Origin of the sequence: Agromyces sp. S2-1-8, from assembly GCF_021129215.1 — a bacterium.
Classification (GTDB): Bacteria; Actinomycetota; Actinomycetes; order Actinomycetales; family Microbacteriaceae; genus Agromyces; species Agromyces chromiiresistens.
Genome location: NZ_JAJOLP010000001.1, coordinates 3831766 through 3849311, shown reverse-complemented (window position 1 = coordinate 3849311; position 17546 = coordinate 3831766). Strand labels below are relative to the sequence as shown.

Sequence of the window (17546 nt, the reverse complement as noted above, 5' to 3'; positions counted from 1 at the left end):
TCGGCGCCGCGCCGAGGCATCCACGGGCACCCTCGCCCGCCCCAGAGACCTTCCCCTCCAAGAGAAGTCCGAATATCCCAACCAGAAAGTGATTGATCAATGAAGAAGCTCACTCTCGCAGCCACCGCCGTGGCCGCGATCGCAGCCCTCGCGCTGACGGGTTGCTCCGGCGACCGCGGCGGTTCGTCGGGCGGCGGCGACGAGACCACCTCGGCCGGTTTCGCCGCCGACTCGACCATCGGCGTGGCCCTGCCCGACAAGACCAGTGAGAACTGGGTGCTCGCGGGCGGCCTCTTCGAGGACGGCCTGAAGGAGGCCGGCTTCAAGGGCGACGTGCAGTACGCCCCGGCCTCGAACACCGTCGCCGAGCAGCAGAACCAGATCTCGGCCATGGTCACCAACGGCGCGAAGGTCATCGTCATCGGCGCGAAGGACGGCAAGCAGCTCGGCACGCAGCTGCAGCAGGCCGCCGACGCGGGCGTCAAGATCATCGCCTACGACCGGCTCATCGAGAACACGCCGAACGTCGACTACTACGTCGCGTTCGACAACTTCAAGGTCGGCCAGCTGCAGGGCCAGGCCCTGCTCGACGGTCTCGCCGCACGTTCGGGCCACGAGGCGCCGTACAACATCGAGCTCTTCAGCGGCTCGCCCGACGACGCGAACTCGGCCGTGTTCTTCAACGGCGCGATGGAGGTGCTGCAGCCGAAGATCGACGACGGCACCCTCGTGGTGACCTCGGGCCAGACCGACATCGCGCAGACCGCGACGCAGGGCTGGGAGGCCGAGAACGCGCAGAGCCGCATGGACTCGCTGCTCGCGGCGAACTACGCGTCGGCGAACATCGACGGCGTGCTCTCGCCGAACGACAACCTCGCCCGCGCGATCCTCACCTCGATCAAGCAGGCCGGCAAGGACGTCTCGAAGGTGACCGTCACCGGTCAGGACTCCGAGGTCGAGTCGGTGAAGTCGATCATGGCCGGTGAGCAGTACTCGACCATCAACAAGGACACGACCCTCCTCGTGGAGCAGACGATCAACATGATCAAGCAGCTCCAGGCCGGCGAAGAGGTCGACGTCAACGACACCGAGCAGTACGACAACGGCGTGAAGGTCGTTCCCGCGTACCTGCTCGACCCGGTCATCGTGACCAAGGAGAACGCGGCCGAGGCGTACGCCAACAACCCGAACCTCCTCGACATCGTCAACCAGGCGGGCTGACCGCTCCGGACGACGACGCACTGACGGCGGCCCTCGCTCCTTCGGGAGCGGGGGCCGTCGTCATGCGCGGGCGGCGGGCCGTCGGCGGCGACCCGGCCGCGCCGGGGTCACTCGGCCCGCGCCTGCTGCGACCACTCGGGCAGCTGCTGCAGCGTCCACTTGTTGCCGTCGGGGTCGGCGAACGTGACGAACCGGCCCCACGGCTGCTCGTCGACGCCCTGCGCGTCGACGCCGGCGGCGCGCAGCTGGGCGAGGGCGGCGTCGGCGTCGGGGATCACCGCCTGGATCACGTCGAGCCTGCCGGGCTCGATCGTCGCGCCCATGCCCTCGCCGATGGCGATCGAGCACGCCGAACCGGGTGGGGTGATCTGCACGAAGCGCAGGGTCTCGCTCACGCGCTGGTCGTAGTCGACGTTGAAGCCGCACCGGTCGGCGTAGAACGCCTTCGCGCGGTCGACGTCGGTGACGGGCACGTGGATGAGTTCGATCTTGACGTCCATCTCGATGGCCATGGCTCTTCTCCGTTGATCGTCGGTGATGCTGAATCGTTGAAGGATCTCGGGTCTCGCGACGCGGGCTGCGGGCTCGACCCCCATTCCAGCACCGGGCGCCGACATCCGCATCCCGGTGGCCGCTCGTGGCCCCCGGTGCGAGGATGGATCGCATGGCTCTGCACATCACCGACGACCCGGCCGCCGACGAACTGCTCTCGACCGACGCGTTCGCGCTGCTCACGGGCATGCTGCTCGACCAGCAGGTCGCGATGGAGACGGCGTTCTCGGGCCCGGCCAAGATCCGCGAGCGGCTCGGCACGATCGAGCCCGCGGCGATCGCCGCGACCGACCCCGATGCGCTCGTCGAGGTGTTCCGGCAGACTCCCGCGGTGCACCGGTACCCCGGCTCGATGGCCGGGCGGGTGCAGGCGCTCGCCGCCGCGGTGCGCGACGAGTGGGGCGGCGACGCCGCCGCCGTCTGGACGCAGGGCGACCCGTCGGGCGCCGAGGTGCTGAAGCGCCTGAAGGCGCTGCCGGGCTTCGGCGAGCAGAAGGCGAAGATCTTCCTGGCCCTCCTCGGCAAGCAGTGCGGCCTCGAGGCGCCGGGCTGGCGCGAGGCGGCGGGCGCCTACGGCGACGAGGGCTCGTTCTCGTCGGTCGCCGACATCGTGAGCCCCGAGTCGCTGGCGAAGGTGCGCGCCCACAAGCAGGCGATGAAGGCGGCGGCGAAGGCCGCCAGGGCCTGAACCATCGAACACGGCGGATGCCTCGGGGCCGGCCCCGAGGCATCCGCGATGCGGGTCAGCCGACGAGGAACCCGGCGATCGCGAGCGCCATCGTCGACGGCTCCCACGCGTGGTTCACGGCGGGCATGCTGCGCGACTCGGCGTTCGGCATCGACGCGACGATCGAGGCGGCAGCGGCGGTCATGATCGGCAGGGTCTCCTCGCCGACGAGGGCGAGCGTGGGCGCGGTGACGCCCCGCCACAGTTCGGCGCGCGGTGCCGACTGGCTCCAGGCGAGCGACTCGGCGTCGGGTTCGAGGCTCGGACCGAGCTCGAGCATGAGCGGCCATGCGGGGCTCTGCTTCGCGCCGGCAAGCCATTCGGGCGGCATGTCCGCCATGTAGTGCTCGATGACGGCGGCGGGGTCGCCGGCCGCGATCCGCTCGCGGAGGCCCGCGAGGAACTCGTCGCCCTGACCGCCGAGCTCCTCGTCGAGCGGCACCTCGAACAGCACGAGCTTCGAGACGGGCAGGCCCGCCGCGGCCGCGGCCGCGGCCAACGCGATCGCGCCGCCGGAGGAGTTGCCGAACAGTGCGACGTCGTCGGCGATGGCATCGCGTCGCAGTTCGTCGGTGATCGCCCGCAGGTCGTCGACGGTCTGGGCGAGGGTGATCGGGGGAGCGGCGGGACTCTCACCGCGCCCGCGCCGGTCGAAGTTCACGACGTCGAAGCCGTGGGCGGCGAGGGCCGCGGCCATTGCGACCGTCGTCGGGTCGAATGCGCGATACTGCATCGCTCCGCCGACGAGGATCACGGGCGGCCCGTAGCCTGCTCGGTCGTAGGCGATGCGCGTGCCGTCGGCTGAGGTCACGAACTCGGTCATGCGGCCTCCCATGCTCGCGCACAGGCTACGCCGCGGGGCCGGTCGACTCCACCGGTCGCGGCGACGATGCGCCGACGCGGGCGATGAAGGCGGGACGGTACCCGGCTCGTCGCTTGGGGGGACGCCGGGTACCGTCCCTACTGAAGAGATGCGCCCGCGGCCGGATCATGACGCCGGTCGACGGAATTCATGAGTCGGGCTCGAGACGCGCGCGCGTCGCCGGCCCGATGTCGGTGGTCGGTGGCATGGTGGAGGCACAACACCATATGTAGGGGTATCGGTGCCGAAAGGCCCCAAAGTGTCGTGCAGCGCGACACGCCGGGGATTCATCCACAGTCGAGAAATCTCGATTCGGCACAGCTGTGGAGAACCTCGCGCCGAAGCCCGGAAACAGGCCGATCATCGCGACTTCCGTTGTTCACAACCGGTGGAAAACCCCGTGGATAACTACACGAATGTAACTACAGCATGTTGTGGCGGTTCAGTTCGGCAGACACTAGATGTAGTATTGAAGTACCAAATAGCAACACGGGGGACGGGCTCCTCCAGGGCCCGAGAACGAGGGGAAAACAATGACGGTCACGGTCTACACCAAGCCTTCTTGCGTCCAGTGCAACGCGACGTATCGCGCCCTCGACAGCAAGGGCATCGAGTACGAAGTGCTCGACCTTTCTGTCGACGAGAGCGCGCTCGCGCAGGTCAAGGAGCTCGGCTACCTGCAGGCCCCGGTCGTCATCACCGACGAAGACCACTGGTCGGGCTTCCGCCCCGACAAGATCGACGAGCTCGCCGCCCGTCTCGCCTAGTCGCGTCCGGTGAGCTCGGGGGAGTGAACCGGAACCGCGAAGGGAGACGATCATGACGAACCTGGTCTACTTCTCGAGCGTCTCGGGCAACACGAAGCGCTTCATCGAGAAGCTCGGCCGCCCGGCCGAGCGCATTCCGCTGCACGCCCGCGACGAGGCACTGCACGCCGACGAGCCGTTCGTGCTCGTCGTCCCGACCTACGGCGGAGGCGACGGCAAGGGCGCCGTGCCGAAGCAGGTCATCAAGTTCCTCAACGACGAGCGCAATCGCGCGCTCATCCGCGGCGTGATCAGCGCCGGCAACACCAATTTCGGGTCGGCCTACTGCCTCGCCGGCGACATCATCGCCGCGAAGTGCAAGGTGCCGCACCTCTACCGCTTCGAAGTATTCGGAACCCCTGACGACGTTCGCGCCGTCGACGATGGATTGGACGCATTTTGGTCAAGTCAACTGCAGCAGACGGCGTAGCGCTCATGGAGGCCCCGCGCACGGCGATGGACTATCACTCGCTCAACGCGATGCTGAACCTGTACGGTCCGAACGGCGAGATCCAGTTCGACAAAGACCGCGAGGCGGCGCGCGAGTACTTCCTGCAGCACGTCAACCAGAACACGGTCTTCTTCCACTCGCTGAAGGAGCGGCTCGACTACCTCGTCGAGAAGGAGTACTACGAGCCCCAGGTGCTCGAGCAGTACTCGTTCGAGTTCATCCAGAAGCTCAACGACCTCGCCTACTCGAAGAAGTTCCGCTTCGAGACGTTCCTCGGGGCGTTCAAGTACTACACGAGCTACACGCTCAAGACGTTCGACGGCAAGCGCTACCTCGAGCGCTTCGAGGACCGCGTCGTCATGACCGCGCTCGGGCTCGCGCAGGGCGACGAGCAGCTCGCGATCGACCTGGTGGAAGAGATCATCGGCGGCCGCTTCCAGCCGGCCACGCCGACCTTCCTCAACACGGGCAAGGCGCAGCGCGGCGAGCTCGTCTCGTGCTTCCTGCTGCGCATCGAAGACAACATGGAGTCGATCGCCCGCGGCATCAACTCGGCCCTGCAGCTGTCGAAGCGCGGCGGCGGCGTGGCACTGCTGCTCTCGAACATCCGCGAGTCGGGCGCCCCGATCAAGCAGATCGAGAACCAGTCGTCGGGCATCATCCCCGTCATGAAGCTGCTCGAGGACTCGTTCAGCTACGCGAACCAGCTCGGTGCCCGCCAGGGCGCCGGTGCGGTGTACCTCAGCGCGCACCACCCCGACATCATGCGGTTCCTCGACACGAAGCGCGAGAACGCCGACGAGAAGATCCGCATCAAGACGCTGTCGCTCGGCGTCGTCGTGCCCGACATCACGTTCGAGCTCGCGAAGAACAACGAGGACATGTACCTCTTCTCGCCCTACGACGTCGAGAAGGTCTACGGCAAGCCGTTCGGCGATGTGCCGATCACCGAGCACTACCGCGAGATGGTCGACAACCCGCGCATCAAGAAGACGAAGATCAACGCGCGCGACTTCTTCCAGACGATCGCCGAGATCCAGTTCGAGTCGGGCTACCCGTACATCGTGTTCGAAGACACGGTGAACAAGGCGAACCCGATCAAGGGCCGCATCAACATGTCGAACCTCTGCAGCGAGATCCTGCAGGTGAACACGCCGACGACCTACAACGAGGACCTCTCGTACAAGGAGATCGGCAAGGACATCTCCTGCAACCTGGGTTCGCTGAACATCGCGCTCACGATGGACTCGCCCGACTTCGGCAAGACCGTCGAGACCGCGATCCGCGGCCTGACGTCGGTGTCGAACCAGAGCCACATCACCTCGGTGCGCTCGGTCGAGGACGGCAACGACAAGTCCCACGCCATCGGCCTCGGCCAGATGAACCTGCACGGTTACCTCGCCCGTGAGCGCATCTTCTACGGCTCCGAAGAGGGCATCGACTTCACGAACATCTACTTCTACACGGTGCTGTTCCACGCGCTGCGCGCGTCGAACCGGATCGCGATCGAGCGCGGTGAGGTCTTCGACGGCTTCGCCGACTCGAAGTACGCATCGGGCGAGTTCTTCGACAAGTACACGGATGCCGCGTGGGTGCCCGAGACGGCGAAGGTCACGCAGCTCTTCGCCGACGCCGGCGTGCACATCCCGACGCAGCAGGACTGGCTCGAGCTCAAGGCCTCGATCCAGGAGCACGGCATCTACAACCAGAACCTGCAGGCGGTGCCGCCGACCGGCTCGATCTCGTACATCAACAACTCGACGGCGTCGATCCACCCGATCGCCTCGAAGATCGAGATCCGGAAAGAGGGCAAGCTCGGGCGCGTCTACTACCCGGCGGCGTTCATGACGAACGACAACCTCGAGTACTACCAGGACGCGTACGAGATCGGCTACGAGAAGGTCATCGACACCTACGCCGCGGCGACGCAGCACGTCGACCAGGGCCTCTCGCTCACGCTCTTCTTCAAGGACACTGCGACGACCCGCGACATCAACAAGGCGCAGATCTACGCATGGAAGAAGGGGATCAAGACGATCTACTACATCCGCCTGCGTCAGCTCGCGCTCGAGGGCACGAACCTGGACGAGTGCGTCAGCTGCATGCTCTGAGCATTGCTCGGTCGGTCGAGTAGCGAAGCGTATCGAGACCACCGGCCCCGCGACATCCAACCCCTCTTCTCGAAGGAACCGACATGACCCTCACCGATCCGGTCAACGCGGCCGGCAACGACCCGGCGCACACCGGCGGCAAGCTCAAGCTCGTCGACCACGTCAACGCCATCAACTGGAACCGCATCCAGGACGACAAGGACCTCGAGGTCTGGAACCGCCTCGTGAACAACTTCTGGCTGCCCGAGAAGGTGCCGCTGTCGAACGACATCCAGTCGTGGAACACGCTGACGCCCGACGAGCAGACGCTGACGATGCGGGTGTTCACCGGCCTCACGCTGCTCGACACGATCCAGGGCACGGTCGGTGCGGTCTCGCTCATCCCCGACGCGATCACCCCGCACGAAGAGGCGGTCTACACGAACATCGCGTTCATGGAGTCGGTGCACGCGAAGAGCTACTCGTCGATCTTCTCGACGCTGTGCTCGACGAAGGAGATCGACGACGCCTTCCGCTGGTCGGTCGACAACGAGAACCTGCAGAAGAAGGCCGCGATCGTCATGGAGTACTACCGTGGCGACGAACCCCTGAAGCGCAAGGTCGCCTCGACGCTGCTCGAGAGCTTCCTGTTCTACTCGGGCTTCTACCTGCCGATGTACTGGTCGAGCCGTGCGAAGCTCACCAACACGGCCGACCTCATCCGCCTCATCATCCGCGACGAGGCCGTGCACGGGTACTACATCGGCTACAAGTTCCAGAAGGGCCTCGAGCTGGTCGACCAGGCCACGCGCGACGACCTCAAGGACTACACGTTCTCGCTGCTCTACGAGCTCTACGACAACGAGGTGCAGTACACGCAAGACCTCTACGACGGCGTCGGCCTGACCGAAGACGTCAAGAAGTTCCTGCACTACAACGCCAACAAGGCCCTCATGAACCTCGGCTACGAGCCGATGTTCCCGAAGACCGTCACCGACGTGAACCCGGCGATCCTCTCGGCGCTCTCGCCGAACGCCGACGAGAACCACGACTTCTTCAGCGGGTCGGGGTCGTCGTACGTGATCGGCAAGGCCGTGGTCACCGAAGACGAGGACTGGGACTTCTAGGCCGTCCAGCGTTCGCATGAGAGGTGGATGCCGCGAGGCATCCACCTCTTCTGGCGCACGGCGACGGACGCAGGGGGATTCAACGTCGGCGTACGTTCGAGGAGGCTCGCCACGGTAGGTTCGACGCGGGACTCGGGTCGAGTCCGACGGCCGCACGCCGATCGAGGAGAGGGAGTTGTGGGGAGATCGAATGCTCGTCGTCGCAAGAAGCGGACGAAGCGAGCCGCAGCCGCGGTCAACCGCGCGCCCGTGAGGCGCCCCCGCTTCCAACTCATCTACAAGGGCGACCCCGCGCGGTCGATCTATCTGGTGTCGGGCGCGGTGTTCCTCATCGGACTTGCGCTCATCCTGCTCGAGATCATCGTCTTCGGCGTCATCTTCGGCGCACCCGACTGGGTGTACCCGCCGATGTGGGTGACGGTCGTCGTATGGATCCTCGGCACCCTGACGATGTGCACCATGATGATCGTCGAAGTGATCCTCCGATTGCGAGGCAAGCCCGCCACCTTCGGAATCGCCACGATCGGCGGACGCTACATCGAGGACGTGCGGCCAGACGCCGACGAGCTCGAACACGGTTCGGGGTCGCCGTGAGGCCGCTGGTGCGCGGGGCGGTCGTCGATGCTGAAACCCGCTGCGTTCACTACCGAACCGATCTCGACGTCATCGCCATCGAGTTCGCGTGCTGCGGCGACTTCTATCCCTGTCATCTCTGTCACAGCGAGGCCGTTGATCATCCGGCTGCCCAGTGGCGGACCGAGGAATTTCAGGAACGGGCGGTGCTCTGCGGGGTGTGCGGAACATTGCTGACCATCGCCGAGTATGCGGACGCGCACGCATGTCCGTCCTGCGCGGCGCCGTTCAACCCCGGATGCAAACTGCACTGGGATCTCTACTTCCGCGTCCCGCTCGGCTGATCGATCCCGCACGGAGTTCACCCAAGACAACGACTGGAGCTCTCGGAGGAGTCAGCTCCCCGCGGGGCTCGACTACGCGTCGTCGCCGAAGAACTCGCGCCGCAGGTACTTCGGAGCCTGCACGCGCCACGCCTCGGTCACGAGCTCGGCGAGGTGGTCGGCGTCGATGTGCGCCATGCGGAACGCGATCTTCGGCTCGCCCCACCGGGTGGTCGGGCCGAGGAAGACGTCTGGCGCCATCTCGCGGAGGGCCAGCGCATCGACCGGATCGGCGACCTTCACCCCGACCACGAGCTCGGCCGCGATGATCTCGCGCAGGTCGTCGGGAATGCTCGGCCACGGGTGGCACTCCCACGCGTAGAGCTTGCGGCGCACGAACCAGGCCGCGCCGCCGGTCGTCGCCCGCTCTTGGCTGCCCGGCAGCCGGGCGGCGGCGCGGCGCACATCGTCGAGGTCGGGCACGATGCGAGCCTACGCACAGCAACCGACACACACGTCGACTCGCAGAATGCGACCGGCGATCTCCTCCATTGCCAGGCCGATGATCGTGCCTCCGGCGATGGCTCCGCACCCTCCTCCGGCGATCATGCAGAGCTCGAGGCGTGTGCGTGCGCCACCATCGTCGCCGAGATGTGTCTCGGTCCGGCGAGCGGCGGCGGCATGGGCCTTGTCGAATGACGCGCGGGGCGCTAGTGTCCTCTCAATTACTTTCTTTAGATGGTCAACAAACTTTCTCGACGGAGATGAAGATGAGCAACGACGCCCGCCTCCGAGACCGCCGCCGCCGCCCGCCCGCCCTCCGTCGTGGCATCGCCGCGCTGATCGCGTTGGTCGTCACCGTGAGCGGGTTGGTCTTCGCCGCTGGTCCCGCCTCCGCGGCGGCGAGCCGGGATGTCGCCCGCGAGGGCACGGCGACGGCCCGTTCGACGTACACGCTGAGCGGCAGCTTCGAGCCTGCTCGAATGAATGACGGCGACTCCACGACGCGCTGGGGCTCGCGGTACACCCGTACCAGCCCCAGTGACACGTACGACGTGACGGGGGAGTGGGCTCAGATCGAGCTCGCCGAGCCGACCTACATCCTGAAGGTCGTGCTCGACTGGGAGGCGGCCTACTCGACCGACTACGAGATCCAGGTGTCGAACGACGGGGCGACGTGGACGAGTCTCCGCCGGGTGACCACGCCGACCGGTCAGGCAGCCGGCGGCCACCTCGTGCAGGAGGAGGTGGTCGACACCTCCGACGCATGGTCGTTCGTGCGCGTCGTGTCGCAGGCCACGGCGACGAAGTACGGTCTCTCGCTGTACTCGTTCCAGGTCTGGAACCAGCCTTCGGACACGCCCCCCGGAGCGGCGCGCGACCTGGCCCGCGACGGCAGGGCGACGGCGAAGTCGTTCTACGACGACCGCTTCGTCGCCGCGAACGCGATCGACGGAGACTCGACCACTCGCTGGGGATCGAAGTACACGCGCACGGCGCCGATCTACGACAACACGGCCGACTGGATTCAGGTCGAGCTCGCCGAGGCATCGCGCATCCACACGGTCGTCCTCAACTGGGAGGCGGCCTACGGCAAGAAGTACCTCCTGCAGGTGTCGAACGACGGCACCTCGTGGACCACGGTGCACGATGGCGCCGCAACAGGGGCGGGCGCGCAGAGCATCGTCGTCGACACCGCAGAGGCGTGGAAGTTCGTGCGTATGCAGGGCGTCGAGACGGCGGGCATCTACGGCTACTCGCTGTTCGCCTTCGAGGTCTGGGGAGCCCAGAAGCCCGCCCCGGAGCTGCCGCCCACCGGTGACATCACCCCGCAGCCCGTGTCACGGGCCGACGCCGAGGGCGCGCCGTACGAGATCACCGAGGACAGCCGCATCGTGAGCCCGGCGGCCTTCTCCGAGGCGGCGGGGCTCCTCGCCGACACGCTGCGCGCGAGCACCGGCTTCGAGTTGCCGATCGTGGAGGCGGGCGCCGCGGACGGCGACATCGTGCTGGTCCAGGGCGACCCCGCGTCCGGCGCGGAGCAGCAGTATCAGAAGGCCGAGGCGTACCGCCTCGTGTCGGCGCCGACGGGCGTGCAGATCACCGCGAGCGAGTTGCGCGGCGCGTGGAACGGAACCCGCACGCTGCTGCAACTGCTGCCGGTCTGGGCGCTCGGCGACGACAGCGACGTCGTCCAGGCGTGGAGCGTCGCCGCCACTGAGATCGTGGACTATCCCCGCTTCGCTCAGCGTGGCCTGATGATCGATCCGGCCCGCAACTTCCTCACCGTCGACGCCGTGAAAGCCCTCGTCGACCAGATGTCGCTGGTGAAGATGAACCGCCTGCACATCCATCTGACCGACGACCAGGGCTGGCGCATCCAGATCGACTCCTGGCCGAACCTCACCGCGCACGGCGCGTCGTCGTCGATGGCGGGCGGCCAGTCCGGGTTCTACACGAAGGACGACTTCCGGGACATCGTCGCGTACGCGTCCGCCCGTCAGATCGACGTCGTTCCCGAGATCGACGTTCCCGGCCACTCCGATGCCGCACTTTCGTCGTACCCCGTGCTCGACTGCCAGGAGCGAATCATCCCGATCCGCACGACCGGCGGCATCTCGACCAATTCGCTGTGCGTCGGCAAGCCCGAGGTGACCCGATTCATCTCCGACGTCATCCGCGAGGTCGCCGAGCTCACACCCGGTGAGTACATTCACGTCGGCGCCGACGAAGTCGAGGGCATCACGACGACGCAGTACGGCGAATTCATCCGAATGGTCGAGCAGGTCGCCGCCGACAACGGCAAGAAGATCATCGGCTGGACGCCGATGCCCCAGGCCGGCACGTCGAAGGACGCCGTGCACCAGTACTGGGCGGACCGGAAGAACCATCTCGCAAAGGGTTGGTTCGAGGGGCGCCCGGTCATCCTCTCTCCGGTCAACCACGCGTACATGGACTACAAGTTCCCCGGCGCGCCGCTCGGATTCCGTGAACCGATCTACTCGACCAAGTACCAGTACGCGTGGGACCCGACCGCGGTGATCGATGCCACCACGCGCAAGAATCTGAACGCCTCGTTCGGGCTGACCGAGGCCGACGTGCAGGGTGTGGAGGCTGCCGCATGGGGCGAGACATTCCGTCGAGGCGGCGAGGACCTCGAGTACATGGCGTGGCCCCGCACGCTCGGCATCGCCGACAAGGGGTGGGCGACGCAGTTCGACAGCTCCTCGTTCGAGACGTTCGCGCAGCGAGCCGGCTCGCATGGCGCTCGGCTCCAGCTGCTCGGGGGCAACTTCTGGGCTGATCCTGAGATCCCGTGGCAGACCGCGGTCGTCGGGCGCGAAGTCCCGCAGGTGGAGAGCGGCGAGGTCGCCGGCGTGGTCGCACGGATCGCGAGCCCGAGCGTACCGCTGGCGCAGCTCCAGGCGACGATCACCTGGCCCGACGGTGCCGTCACCGACGGTGTGATCAGCGGGGCCGATGCGGCAGGTGCAGACGCTGCGACGGTCTTCGACGTGACCGGCACCCACGTTCTCGGTGCTGATACCGGCGCCTCGGCGACCGTGACCGTGACCGGTCCTGAAGGCCTCTCGCAGACGGTGCCGTTCCGAGTCGACGTCTACGAGCCCCCCGTCGCCGTCGGAGCCCTGCAGCTGTCGGACGACGAGGTGCGGGCCGGCAAGAAGGTGACCATCACGGCGACAGAGCTGCCTGTCGGCGCGCAGATCGCCCTGACCCTTCGCGGCAACGGGTCGGAGGTCGAGATCGACAGGCTCGTGGCCGATGGGAACGGCACCGCGATGGTGAAGTGGCGCGTGCCAAAGTCGGTCGAGCCCGGGGCCTACGACGTCGTCCTCACCTCCGGACTCGGGAGCGAGGGGCGTATCCCGCTGACGGTCGTCGAGAAGTAGCACGTCTGAGGGGCTCCGTGAGGGGTGGAAGCCGTGAGGCATCCACCCCTCATCGCGTTCGAGCCGGTGGCCCCGCCGCCGTCACCCCATCTCGGCCCCCGCGGCATCACCGGTGTACGCCGCATACGTGCGATCGGACGCACCCTTCGCGACCTCTGCGCTGACCCCGTCGCGCTCGTGAGCCGCGGCCCATGCGTCGGCTGAGCGGCGCATGAACGCCTTCCCCTCATCCGACGCGACCCAGGCCGGGGCCTCTTCGGGCGAGATGCCGTCGTCGCCGCCCGAGAAGTGCAGCGCGAGGCCGAGGAGCCCCTGGTCCCAGCCGATGCCGGTCGCCGACGGCCCGAACTGCTCCCACATGCCGTCGGGCAGGCTCGTCGCCGTGGCGACGTTCTCGAGCTCGAAACGGGTGTGCGAGGCATCCACCTCGATGAGGCGAACGCTCACGATGGCCGGCTCGCCGACGCCCATGCCCCACGTGACCGAGTAGCCGGCCGTGCCGTCGCGCGGCGGCTCGCAGCTCCTGATCTCGCCGCCCGCGTTGCCCTCGAGCTGGTACGTGCCGCCGAGTCGCAGGTCGCCCGAGATCGGCAGGAACCAACGCGGAATGCGCTCGGCGCTCGTCACCGCGTCCCACACGTCGTCGATGGGGGAGGGGTAGGTCTGGGTGAGCAACTGCACGTACGTGCGCTCGCTGTCGACCTCCTTCGTCTCGATGCTGCGCGTGACGGCGTCGAGCTGGGCGTTCACGTCAACCATGTCGGTACTCCTTCGTTCAGTCGTCGTGCGGATCGATGCTGGTGTCGTCGTCAGGCCGGGCGGGCGGGGATGCCCCAGCAGGGCGCTGCTTCTCGGCCGCCTTCCGCTGCGCGAGCCGACCGCGCGCGAGCTCGGTGCCGAGGGCGTCGAGCCTCGGCTCCCAGAACCGGCGGAACGCGTCGAACCAGGCGTCAGCCTGAGCGAGCGGCGCAGGGTCGACCGCGTACAACCGCCGCGCCCCCTCGGGGCGCACGGTCACGAACCCCGACTCGCGAAGCACGCGCAGGTGCTGGGAGACCGCCGGCTGCGAGATGCCGAACTCGGCCTGGATGACACGGCCGACGTCGCCGGCCGGCGCCTCACCGTCGGCGATCAGCTCGAGGATGCGGCGCCTGACCGGATCTCCGAGGACATCGAGCGCGTGCATGGGGCAATGATTGCATCATCACTTATATAAGTCAATGATTATTCTCAGGTCACGTCATAGTCTGGTGCGACCATGACCGACGAGATCCAGCGGATCCGCGACGCGATCATCGCCGACGAGCAGAACGCGCCGTTCACCGCCCGCGGCTGGCAGCCCGTCTTCGCCGCTGCGCCCGATTCGCGCATCCTGCTCATCGGCCAGGCTCCCGGCCGCCGGGCGCAGGAGTCGGGGATCCCGTGGAACGACGCCAGCGGCGACACCCTCGTTCGTTGGCTCGGCGTCGACCGAGAGACGTTCCACGACCCGGCGGCGTTCGCGATCGTGCCGATGGACTTCTACTTCCCGGGCAAGGCCGCCTCGGGCGACCTTCCGCCCCGCCGAGGATTCGCGGCGACGTGGCATCCGCCGCTTCTCGAGCAGCTCGCGAGCGTGCGGCTGACCGTCCTCGTCGGCGCGTACGCCCAGCGGGCCTACCTGCCCGACCGGCGGATGACGCTCACCGAGACCGTTCGCCACTGGCGCGACTACGGGCCCGAGGTCCTCCCCGTCGTCCACCCGTCGCCGCGCAACATCGCCTGGCAGCAGCGCAACCCGTGGTTCGAGGCCGAGACGGTTCCCGCGCTGCGTGCTGCGGTCGCGGCGGCGCTGAGCGCTTGAGCAGCGCCGAGGTCGTCAGCGCTCGCGGGTGCGGCATGCACGTTCGGCCATGATGCGCGCCCGACGCCGTCAGTTGATGATCTCGCCGCGTTCATCGGCGCGAAGCGCTGCCAGCCGCTCTCGCCACGCCCGGAGCGATGGCGCGGCGGCAGCTAGTCCGTGACCGGCTCGCGCGGCGGGTTGTGCATGAACTCGAGGCGGATGCCGTTGTCGTCCTCGACGAACGAGGCGTAGTAGCGCTCGTTGAAGCGCGGGTACGGCTTCGGGTCGCGCACCGCCGTCCACCCCGCGCCGACGGCGATCTCGTGCAGCCGATCGACCTCGGTGCGCGATGCGACGGGGAAGGCGAGGTGCTGCCAGCCGACCCGGCCGTGGCGGTGCGGTCCGGTGCCCGGCTCGAGGGCGGGGAAGAGGATCAGCTCCTCCTCGCCCAGGTACCACGACACCCCGTTGTCGGCGTCCTGCCGCGTGCAGCCGAGCGCCTGCATCACCGGGTCGAACTGCGCGGTCGAACGGGTCAGGTCGTCGACGGAGATGCCGATGTGATCGAAGAGGCCCATCCGATCATCGTATGGGCCGACGTCTCGACCGGCCGAACCCGGCGATGGGGAGTGCTGCCCATTCTGCAGGCATCCCCGGCCGTGGTCTGATCGGTCCGTGCGCGGATGCGCCGACCAGACCGGGGGGCGTCGAGCCACCCGCCGAACAACGAATGGGGACGCACGCAGATGATCAAGAAGCTCAGGAGAGGGATCGCCGGGGGAGCGGTCGCGCTCGCGGTCGCAGGGCTCTGCGCGATCGCACCGGCAACCGCGGCGAACGCGTACAGCGGAACCTCGGGCAAGGGCTGCACCGCCTACGTCTACTCGCGCGGCGGGTACTCGACGTGCGTCGGGCAGATCCAGCGCATGCTGAACGGGGTCCAGTCGGCCTACGGCCTCGGCAGCGCGCTCGCCGTCGACAACTCGTTCGGTCCCGCGACCGAGTCGCAGGTGCGCAAGTTCCAGAGCTGGGTCTACATCGCCTCCGACGGCATCGTCGGACGCAACACGTGGAACACGCTCTGCTCGTACGCTGGCCAGGTCAACTTCGCGTACGCGAGCTCGAGCGCGGCGAAGCGCACGGCGTGGCAGGCGGCGTACGACGCCGGCTGCTACGTCGAGAAGCCGGCCTCGGGTTCGCCCGGCTACATCACCATCTCGAAGTACTGAGCCGTCTCGTCGTACTGATCGAGCGAAGGGCCGGATGCCTCGGGCATCCGGCCCTTCGTCGTGCCGGTCGAGACGCGCCTACTCGACGAGCTTGCCGACCGTCGACACCTCGCGCATGAGCCCCGCGATCTCCTCCGGGATCGGCGGGATCGCCTCGCGCGTCACCCCGGTCTGGGGCGACCACACGAGGTTCACCTGCAGCGAGGCATCCGTGGCGGGGTAGTCGCTGCGGTTGTGGCAGCCGCGGGTCTCGCGACGCTCGAGCGCGGCTTCGAGCGTCGCGCGGGCCGCGAGCGCGGCGGACTTGAGGTCGAACGCGTGCGCGAGGTCCTGGTAGCCCGCGATGTCGGGGTGCACGCCGATGTCGGCCATGCGCGCCTCGATCCCGTCGAGCTCGGCGAGGCCGGCGCGCAGGCCCTCCTCGTCGCGCACGACGCCGGCATGCTCGGTCATCGTGTCGCGGATGGCGCGCTGCAGGGCGCGCACGTTCTCGGCGCCGTCCGACCCCAGCAGTGCGGAGATCTCGTCGCGGGCGGTCTCGACCGCGGCGGCCGAGCGCTGCTGCGCCGGAAGCGACCGCGAGTACGCGGCGGCGGCCTGTCCCACGATGCGTCCGAAGACGAGCAGCTCGATGAGCGAGTTGCCGCCCAGACGGTTGGCTCCGTGCAGGCCGCTGGATGCCTCGCCGATGGCGTAGAGCCCGGGCACGTCGGTGCCGTGGTCGTCGGGCCGAACCCAGACCCCGCCCATCGAGTAGTGCGCGGTCGGCGCGATCTCGATGGGCTGCTTCGTGATGTCGAGCATCTGCAGCTCGAGCATCGTCTGGTACACCCGCGGCAGCCGCTGCATGATCGTCTCGCGGGGCAGGTGCGAGACATCCAGCCAGACGCCGCCGTTGGGGGTGCCGCGGCCCTCCTTGATCTCCGTGTAGCAGGCCAGCGCGACGCGGTCGCGGGTCGACAGCTCGAGGCGTTCGGGGTCGTACTTGTCCATGAAGCGCTCACCGAGGCCGTTGGTGAGGATGCCGCCCTCGCCGCGGGCCGCCTCGCTGATGAGGGTGCCTGCCGCGCTCTCGGGCTCGATGATGCCGGACGGGTGGAACTGCACGAGCTCCGGGTCGCGCACGCGTCCGCCCGCCTCGACGGCGAGCCGCCACGAGTCGCCCGTGTTCTCGTCGCGCCGCGACGAGGTGCGCCGCCAGATGCGGTTGTGCCCGCCCGCCGCGAGGATGACGGCGTCGGCGTGGATGAGGTAGCGGGTCCCGTTCTCGAGGTCGAAGCCGTACGCGCCGAACACCGCGCCGTCGTCGTTCACGAGGATGCGGGTGACGTACACGGTGTCGAGGATCGGCACCTCGAGCTGCGCCGCGCGGTTCACGAGCGTGCGCTGGATCTCGAGCCCCGTGTAGTCGCCCGCGAACGCCGTGCGGCGGTACGTGTGCGCGCCGAAGAAGCGCTGCGAGATGCGGCCGTCGGCCTCGCGGGCGAACGGCATTCCGTAGCGTTCGAGATCCTGGATGCCTCGTGCCGCGCCCTTCGTCACGGTCTCGACGGTGCGCGGGTCGGCGAGCAGGTAGCTCTCCTTGAGCGTGTCGGCGGCGTGCTGCTGCCAGCTGTCGTCGGCGTCCATGGTCGCCAGGGCTGCGTTGATGCCGCCGGCCGCGAGCGAGGTGTGGGCATCGGACTTCGGGCGCTTGCCGAGCGCGAGCACGTCGACACCCGCCTCGGCGAGCTCGATGGCGGCGCGCAGCCCCGAGCCGCCGGTGCCGATCACGAGCACGGTCGTGGAGATCTGTCGTTCGGCGGTGGTCGGAGCGTTGAACGTGGGGGTGGTCATGGCAGCCACGGTA

At 67.9% G+C, this 17546-nt stretch carries 18 protein-coding genes; 11 read left to right on the top strand and 7 right to left on the bottom strand.

Translation table 11 applies throughout. The features are described 5' to 3' along the window. Positions 1–99: 99 nt before the first annotated feature. Positions 100–1221 carry a sugar-binding protein gene (locus LR269_RS17510; protein WP_231432034.1) on the top strand — a complete coding sequence of 374 codons (1122 nt, stop codon included), beginning with the start codon at positions 100–102 and terminating at the stop codon, positions 1219–1221. A 107-nt stretch (positions 1222–1328) separates the two neighbouring features. On the opposite strand, the gene LR269_RS17505 is transcribed toward LR269_RS17510, so the two are convergent. Then, complete coding sequence (locus LR269_RS17505) at positions 1329–1721, bottom strand: glyoxalase superfamily protein (RefSeq protein ID WP_231432391.1); 393 nt, start codon at positions 1719–1721, stop codon at positions 1329–1331. A 155-nt stretch (positions 1722–1876) separates the two neighbouring features. Between LR269_RS17505 and LR269_RS17500 the strand changes: the two genes are divergently transcribed. Beyond that, a complete protein-coding gene (locus LR269_RS17500; protein ID WP_231432033.1) occupies positions 1877–2461 on the top strand; it encodes an HhH-GPD-type base excision DNA repair protein in 585 nt (194 codons plus the stop codon). A gap of 55 nt (positions 2462–2516) precedes the next feature. Here LR269_RS17500 and LR269_RS17495 read toward each other — a convergent pair whose 3' ends face one another. Continuing rightward, a complete protein-coding gene (locus LR269_RS17495) occupies positions 2517–3323 on the bottom strand; it encodes an alpha/beta fold hydrolase (protein ID WP_231432032.1) in 807 nt (268 codons plus the stop codon). 572 nt (positions 3324–3895) lie between these two features. Between LR269_RS17495 and nrdH the strand changes: the two genes are divergently transcribed. The 6 genes from nrdH (at position 3896) to LR269_RS17465 (ending at position 8753) form a co-directional block, all read left to right on the top strand. Beyond that, positions 3896–4129, top strand: a complete 234-nt coding sequence (nrdH, locus tag LR269_RS17490) for a glutaredoxin-like protein NrdH (protein ID WP_231432031.1) — start codon at positions 3896–3898, stop codon at positions 4127–4129. Between the two features lie 52 nt (positions 4130–4181). Beyond that, positions 4182–4598: a class Ib ribonucleoside-diphosphate reductase assembly flavoprotein NrdI gene (nrdI, locus tag LR269_RS17485; protein ID WP_231432030.1), complete on the top strand. Its 417-nt coding sequence runs from the start codon at positions 4182–4184 to the stop codon at positions 4596–4598. A gap of 5 nt (positions 4599–4603) precedes the next feature. Then, positions 4604–6730, top strand: coding sequence for a class 1b ribonucleoside-diphosphate reductase subunit alpha (gene nrdE, locus LR269_RS17480; protein ID WP_231432029.1), 2127 nt, complete (start codon positions 4604–4606; stop codon positions 6728–6730). 83 nt (positions 6731–6813) lie between these two features. Next, positions 6814–7836, top strand: coding sequence for a class 1b ribonucleoside-diphosphate reductase subunit beta (nrdF, locus tag LR269_RS17475; protein WP_231432028.1), 1023 nt, complete (start codon positions 6814–6816; stop codon positions 7834–7836). Positions 7837–8085: 249 nt separating this feature from the next. Further along, on the top strand, positions 8086–8430 hold the full coding sequence (locus LR269_RS17470) for a hypothetical protein (RefSeq protein ID WP_231432027.1): 345 nt from the start codon (positions 8086–8088) through the stop codon (positions 8428–8430). After that, positions 8427–8753 carry a CHY zinc finger protein gene (locus tag LR269_RS17465; protein ID WP_231432026.1) on the top strand — a complete coding sequence of 109 codons (327 nt, stop codon included), beginning with the start codon at positions 8427–8429 and terminating at the stop codon, positions 8751–8753. Before LR269_RS17470 ends, LR269_RS17465 begins: the two co-directional genes overlap by 4 nt. A gap of 72 nt (positions 8754–8825) precedes the next feature. Here LR269_RS17465 and LR269_RS17460 read toward each other — a convergent pair whose 3' ends face one another. Further along, on the bottom strand, positions 8826–9215 hold the full coding sequence (locus LR269_RS17460) for an MmcQ/YjbR family DNA-binding protein (protein ID WP_231432025.1): 390 nt from the start codon (positions 9213–9215) through the stop codon (positions 8826–8828). 287 nt (positions 9216–9502) lie between these two features. Between LR269_RS17460 and LR269_RS17455 the strand changes: the two genes are divergently transcribed. Beyond that, positions 9503–12643 (top strand): family 20 glycosylhydrolase, encoded by a 3141-nt coding sequence (locus LR269_RS17455; RefSeq protein ID WP_231432024.1) that lies wholly within the window; start codon positions 9503–9505, stop codon positions 12641–12643. Between the two features lie 81 nt (positions 12644–12724). On the opposite strand, the gene LR269_RS17450 is transcribed toward LR269_RS17455, so the two are convergent. Together LR269_RS17450 and LR269_RS17445 are read right to left on the bottom strand one after the other, a co-directional pair. Continuing rightward, positions 12725–13402, bottom strand: coding sequence for an SRPBCC domain-containing protein (locus tag LR269_RS17450; RefSeq protein ID WP_231432023.1), 678 nt, complete (start codon positions 13400–13402; stop codon positions 12725–12727). 16 nt (positions 13403–13418) lie between these two features. Beyond that, positions 13419–13829, bottom strand: coding sequence for a helix-turn-helix transcriptional regulator (locus LR269_RS17445; protein ID WP_231432022.1), 411 nt, complete (start codon positions 13827–13829; stop codon positions 13419–13421). A 72-nt stretch (positions 13830–13901) separates the two neighbouring features. Here LR269_RS17445 and LR269_RS17440 point away from each other — a divergent pair, with 72 nt between their 5' ends. Further along, on the top strand, positions 13902–14486 hold the full coding sequence (locus LR269_RS17440) for a uracil-DNA glycosylase family protein (RefSeq protein ID WP_231432021.1): 585 nt from the start codon (positions 13902–13904) through the stop codon (positions 14484–14486). Positions 14487–14638: 152 nt separating this feature from the next. On the opposite strand, the gene LR269_RS17435 is transcribed toward LR269_RS17440, so the two are convergent. After that, a complete protein-coding gene (locus LR269_RS17435; protein ID WP_231432020.1) occupies positions 14639–15046 on the bottom strand; it encodes a VOC family protein in 408 nt (135 codons plus the stop codon). A 168-nt stretch (positions 15047–15214) separates the two neighbouring features. Here LR269_RS17435 and LR269_RS17430 point away from each other — a divergent pair, with 168 nt between their 5' ends. Beyond that, positions 15215–15697 (top strand): peptidoglycan-binding protein, encoded by a 483-nt coding sequence (locus LR269_RS17430; protein ID WP_231432019.1) that lies wholly within the window; start codon positions 15215–15217, stop codon positions 15695–15697. A 78-nt stretch (positions 15698–15775) separates the two neighbouring features. On the opposite strand, the gene LR269_RS17425 is transcribed toward LR269_RS17430, so the two are convergent. After that, a complete protein-coding gene (locus tag LR269_RS17425) occupies positions 15776–17533 on the bottom strand; it encodes an L-aspartate oxidase (RefSeq protein ID WP_231432018.1) in 1758 nt (585 codons plus the stop codon). Positions 17534–17546 lie beyond the last annotated feature (13 nt).

Coding starts and splice junctions, on each gene's coding strand:
- LR269_RS17500 (WP_231432033.1), top strand. CDS start 1,877: ATGGATCGCATGGCTCTGCACATCACCGACGACCCGGCCGCCGACGAA.
- LR269_RS17430 (WP_231432019.1), top strand. CDS start 15,215: ATGATCAAGAAGCTCAGGAGAGGGATCGCCGGGGGAGCGGTCGCGCTC.
- nrdH (WP_231432031.1), top strand. CDS start 3,896: ATGACGGTCACGGTCTACACCAAGCCTTCTTGCGTCCAGTGCAACGCG.
- LR269_RS17445 (WP_231432022.1), bottom strand. CDS start 13,829: ATGCACGCGCTCGATGTCCTCGGAGATCCGGTCAGGCGCCGCATCCTC.
- LR269_RS17495 (WP_231432032.1), bottom strand. CDS start 3,323: ATGACCGAGTTCGTGACCTCAGCCGACGGCACGCGCATCGCCTACGAC.
- LR269_RS17425 (WP_231432018.1), bottom strand. CDS start 17,533: ATGACCACCCCCACGTTCAACGCTCCGACCACCGCCGAACGACAGATC.
- LR269_RS17505 (WP_231432391.1), bottom strand. CDS start 1,721: ATGGACGTCAAGATCGAACTCATCCACGTGCCCGTCACCGACGTCGAC.
- nrdI (WP_231432030.1), top strand. CDS start 4,182: ATGACGAACCTGGTCTACTTCTCGAGCGTCTCGGGCAACACGAAGCGC.
- LR269_RS17510 (WP_231432034.1), top strand. CDS start 100: ATGAAGAAGCTCACTCTCGCAGCCACCGCCGTGGCCGCGATCGCAGCC.
- LR269_RS17450 (WP_231432023.1), bottom strand. CDS start 13,402: ATGGTTGACGTGAACGCCCAGCTCGACGCCGTCACGCGCAGCATCGAG.
- LR269_RS17440 (WP_231432021.1), top strand. CDS start 13,902: ATGACCGACGAGATCCAGCGGATCCGCGACGCGATCATCGCCGACGAG.
- nrdF (WP_231432028.1), top strand. CDS start 6,814: ATGACCCTCACCGATCCGGTCAACGCGGCCGGCAACGACCCGGCGCAC.
- LR269_RS17435 (WP_231432020.1), bottom strand. CDS start 15,046: ATGGGCCTCTTCGATCACATCGGCATCTCCGTCGACGACCTGACCCGT.
- LR269_RS17455 (WP_231432024.1), top strand. CDS start 9,503: ATGAGCAACGACGCCCGCCTCCGAGACCGCCGCCGCCGCCCGCCCGCC.
- nrdE (WP_231432029.1), top strand. CDS start 4,604: ATGGAGGCCCCGCGCACGGCGATGGACTATCACTCGCTCAACGCGATG.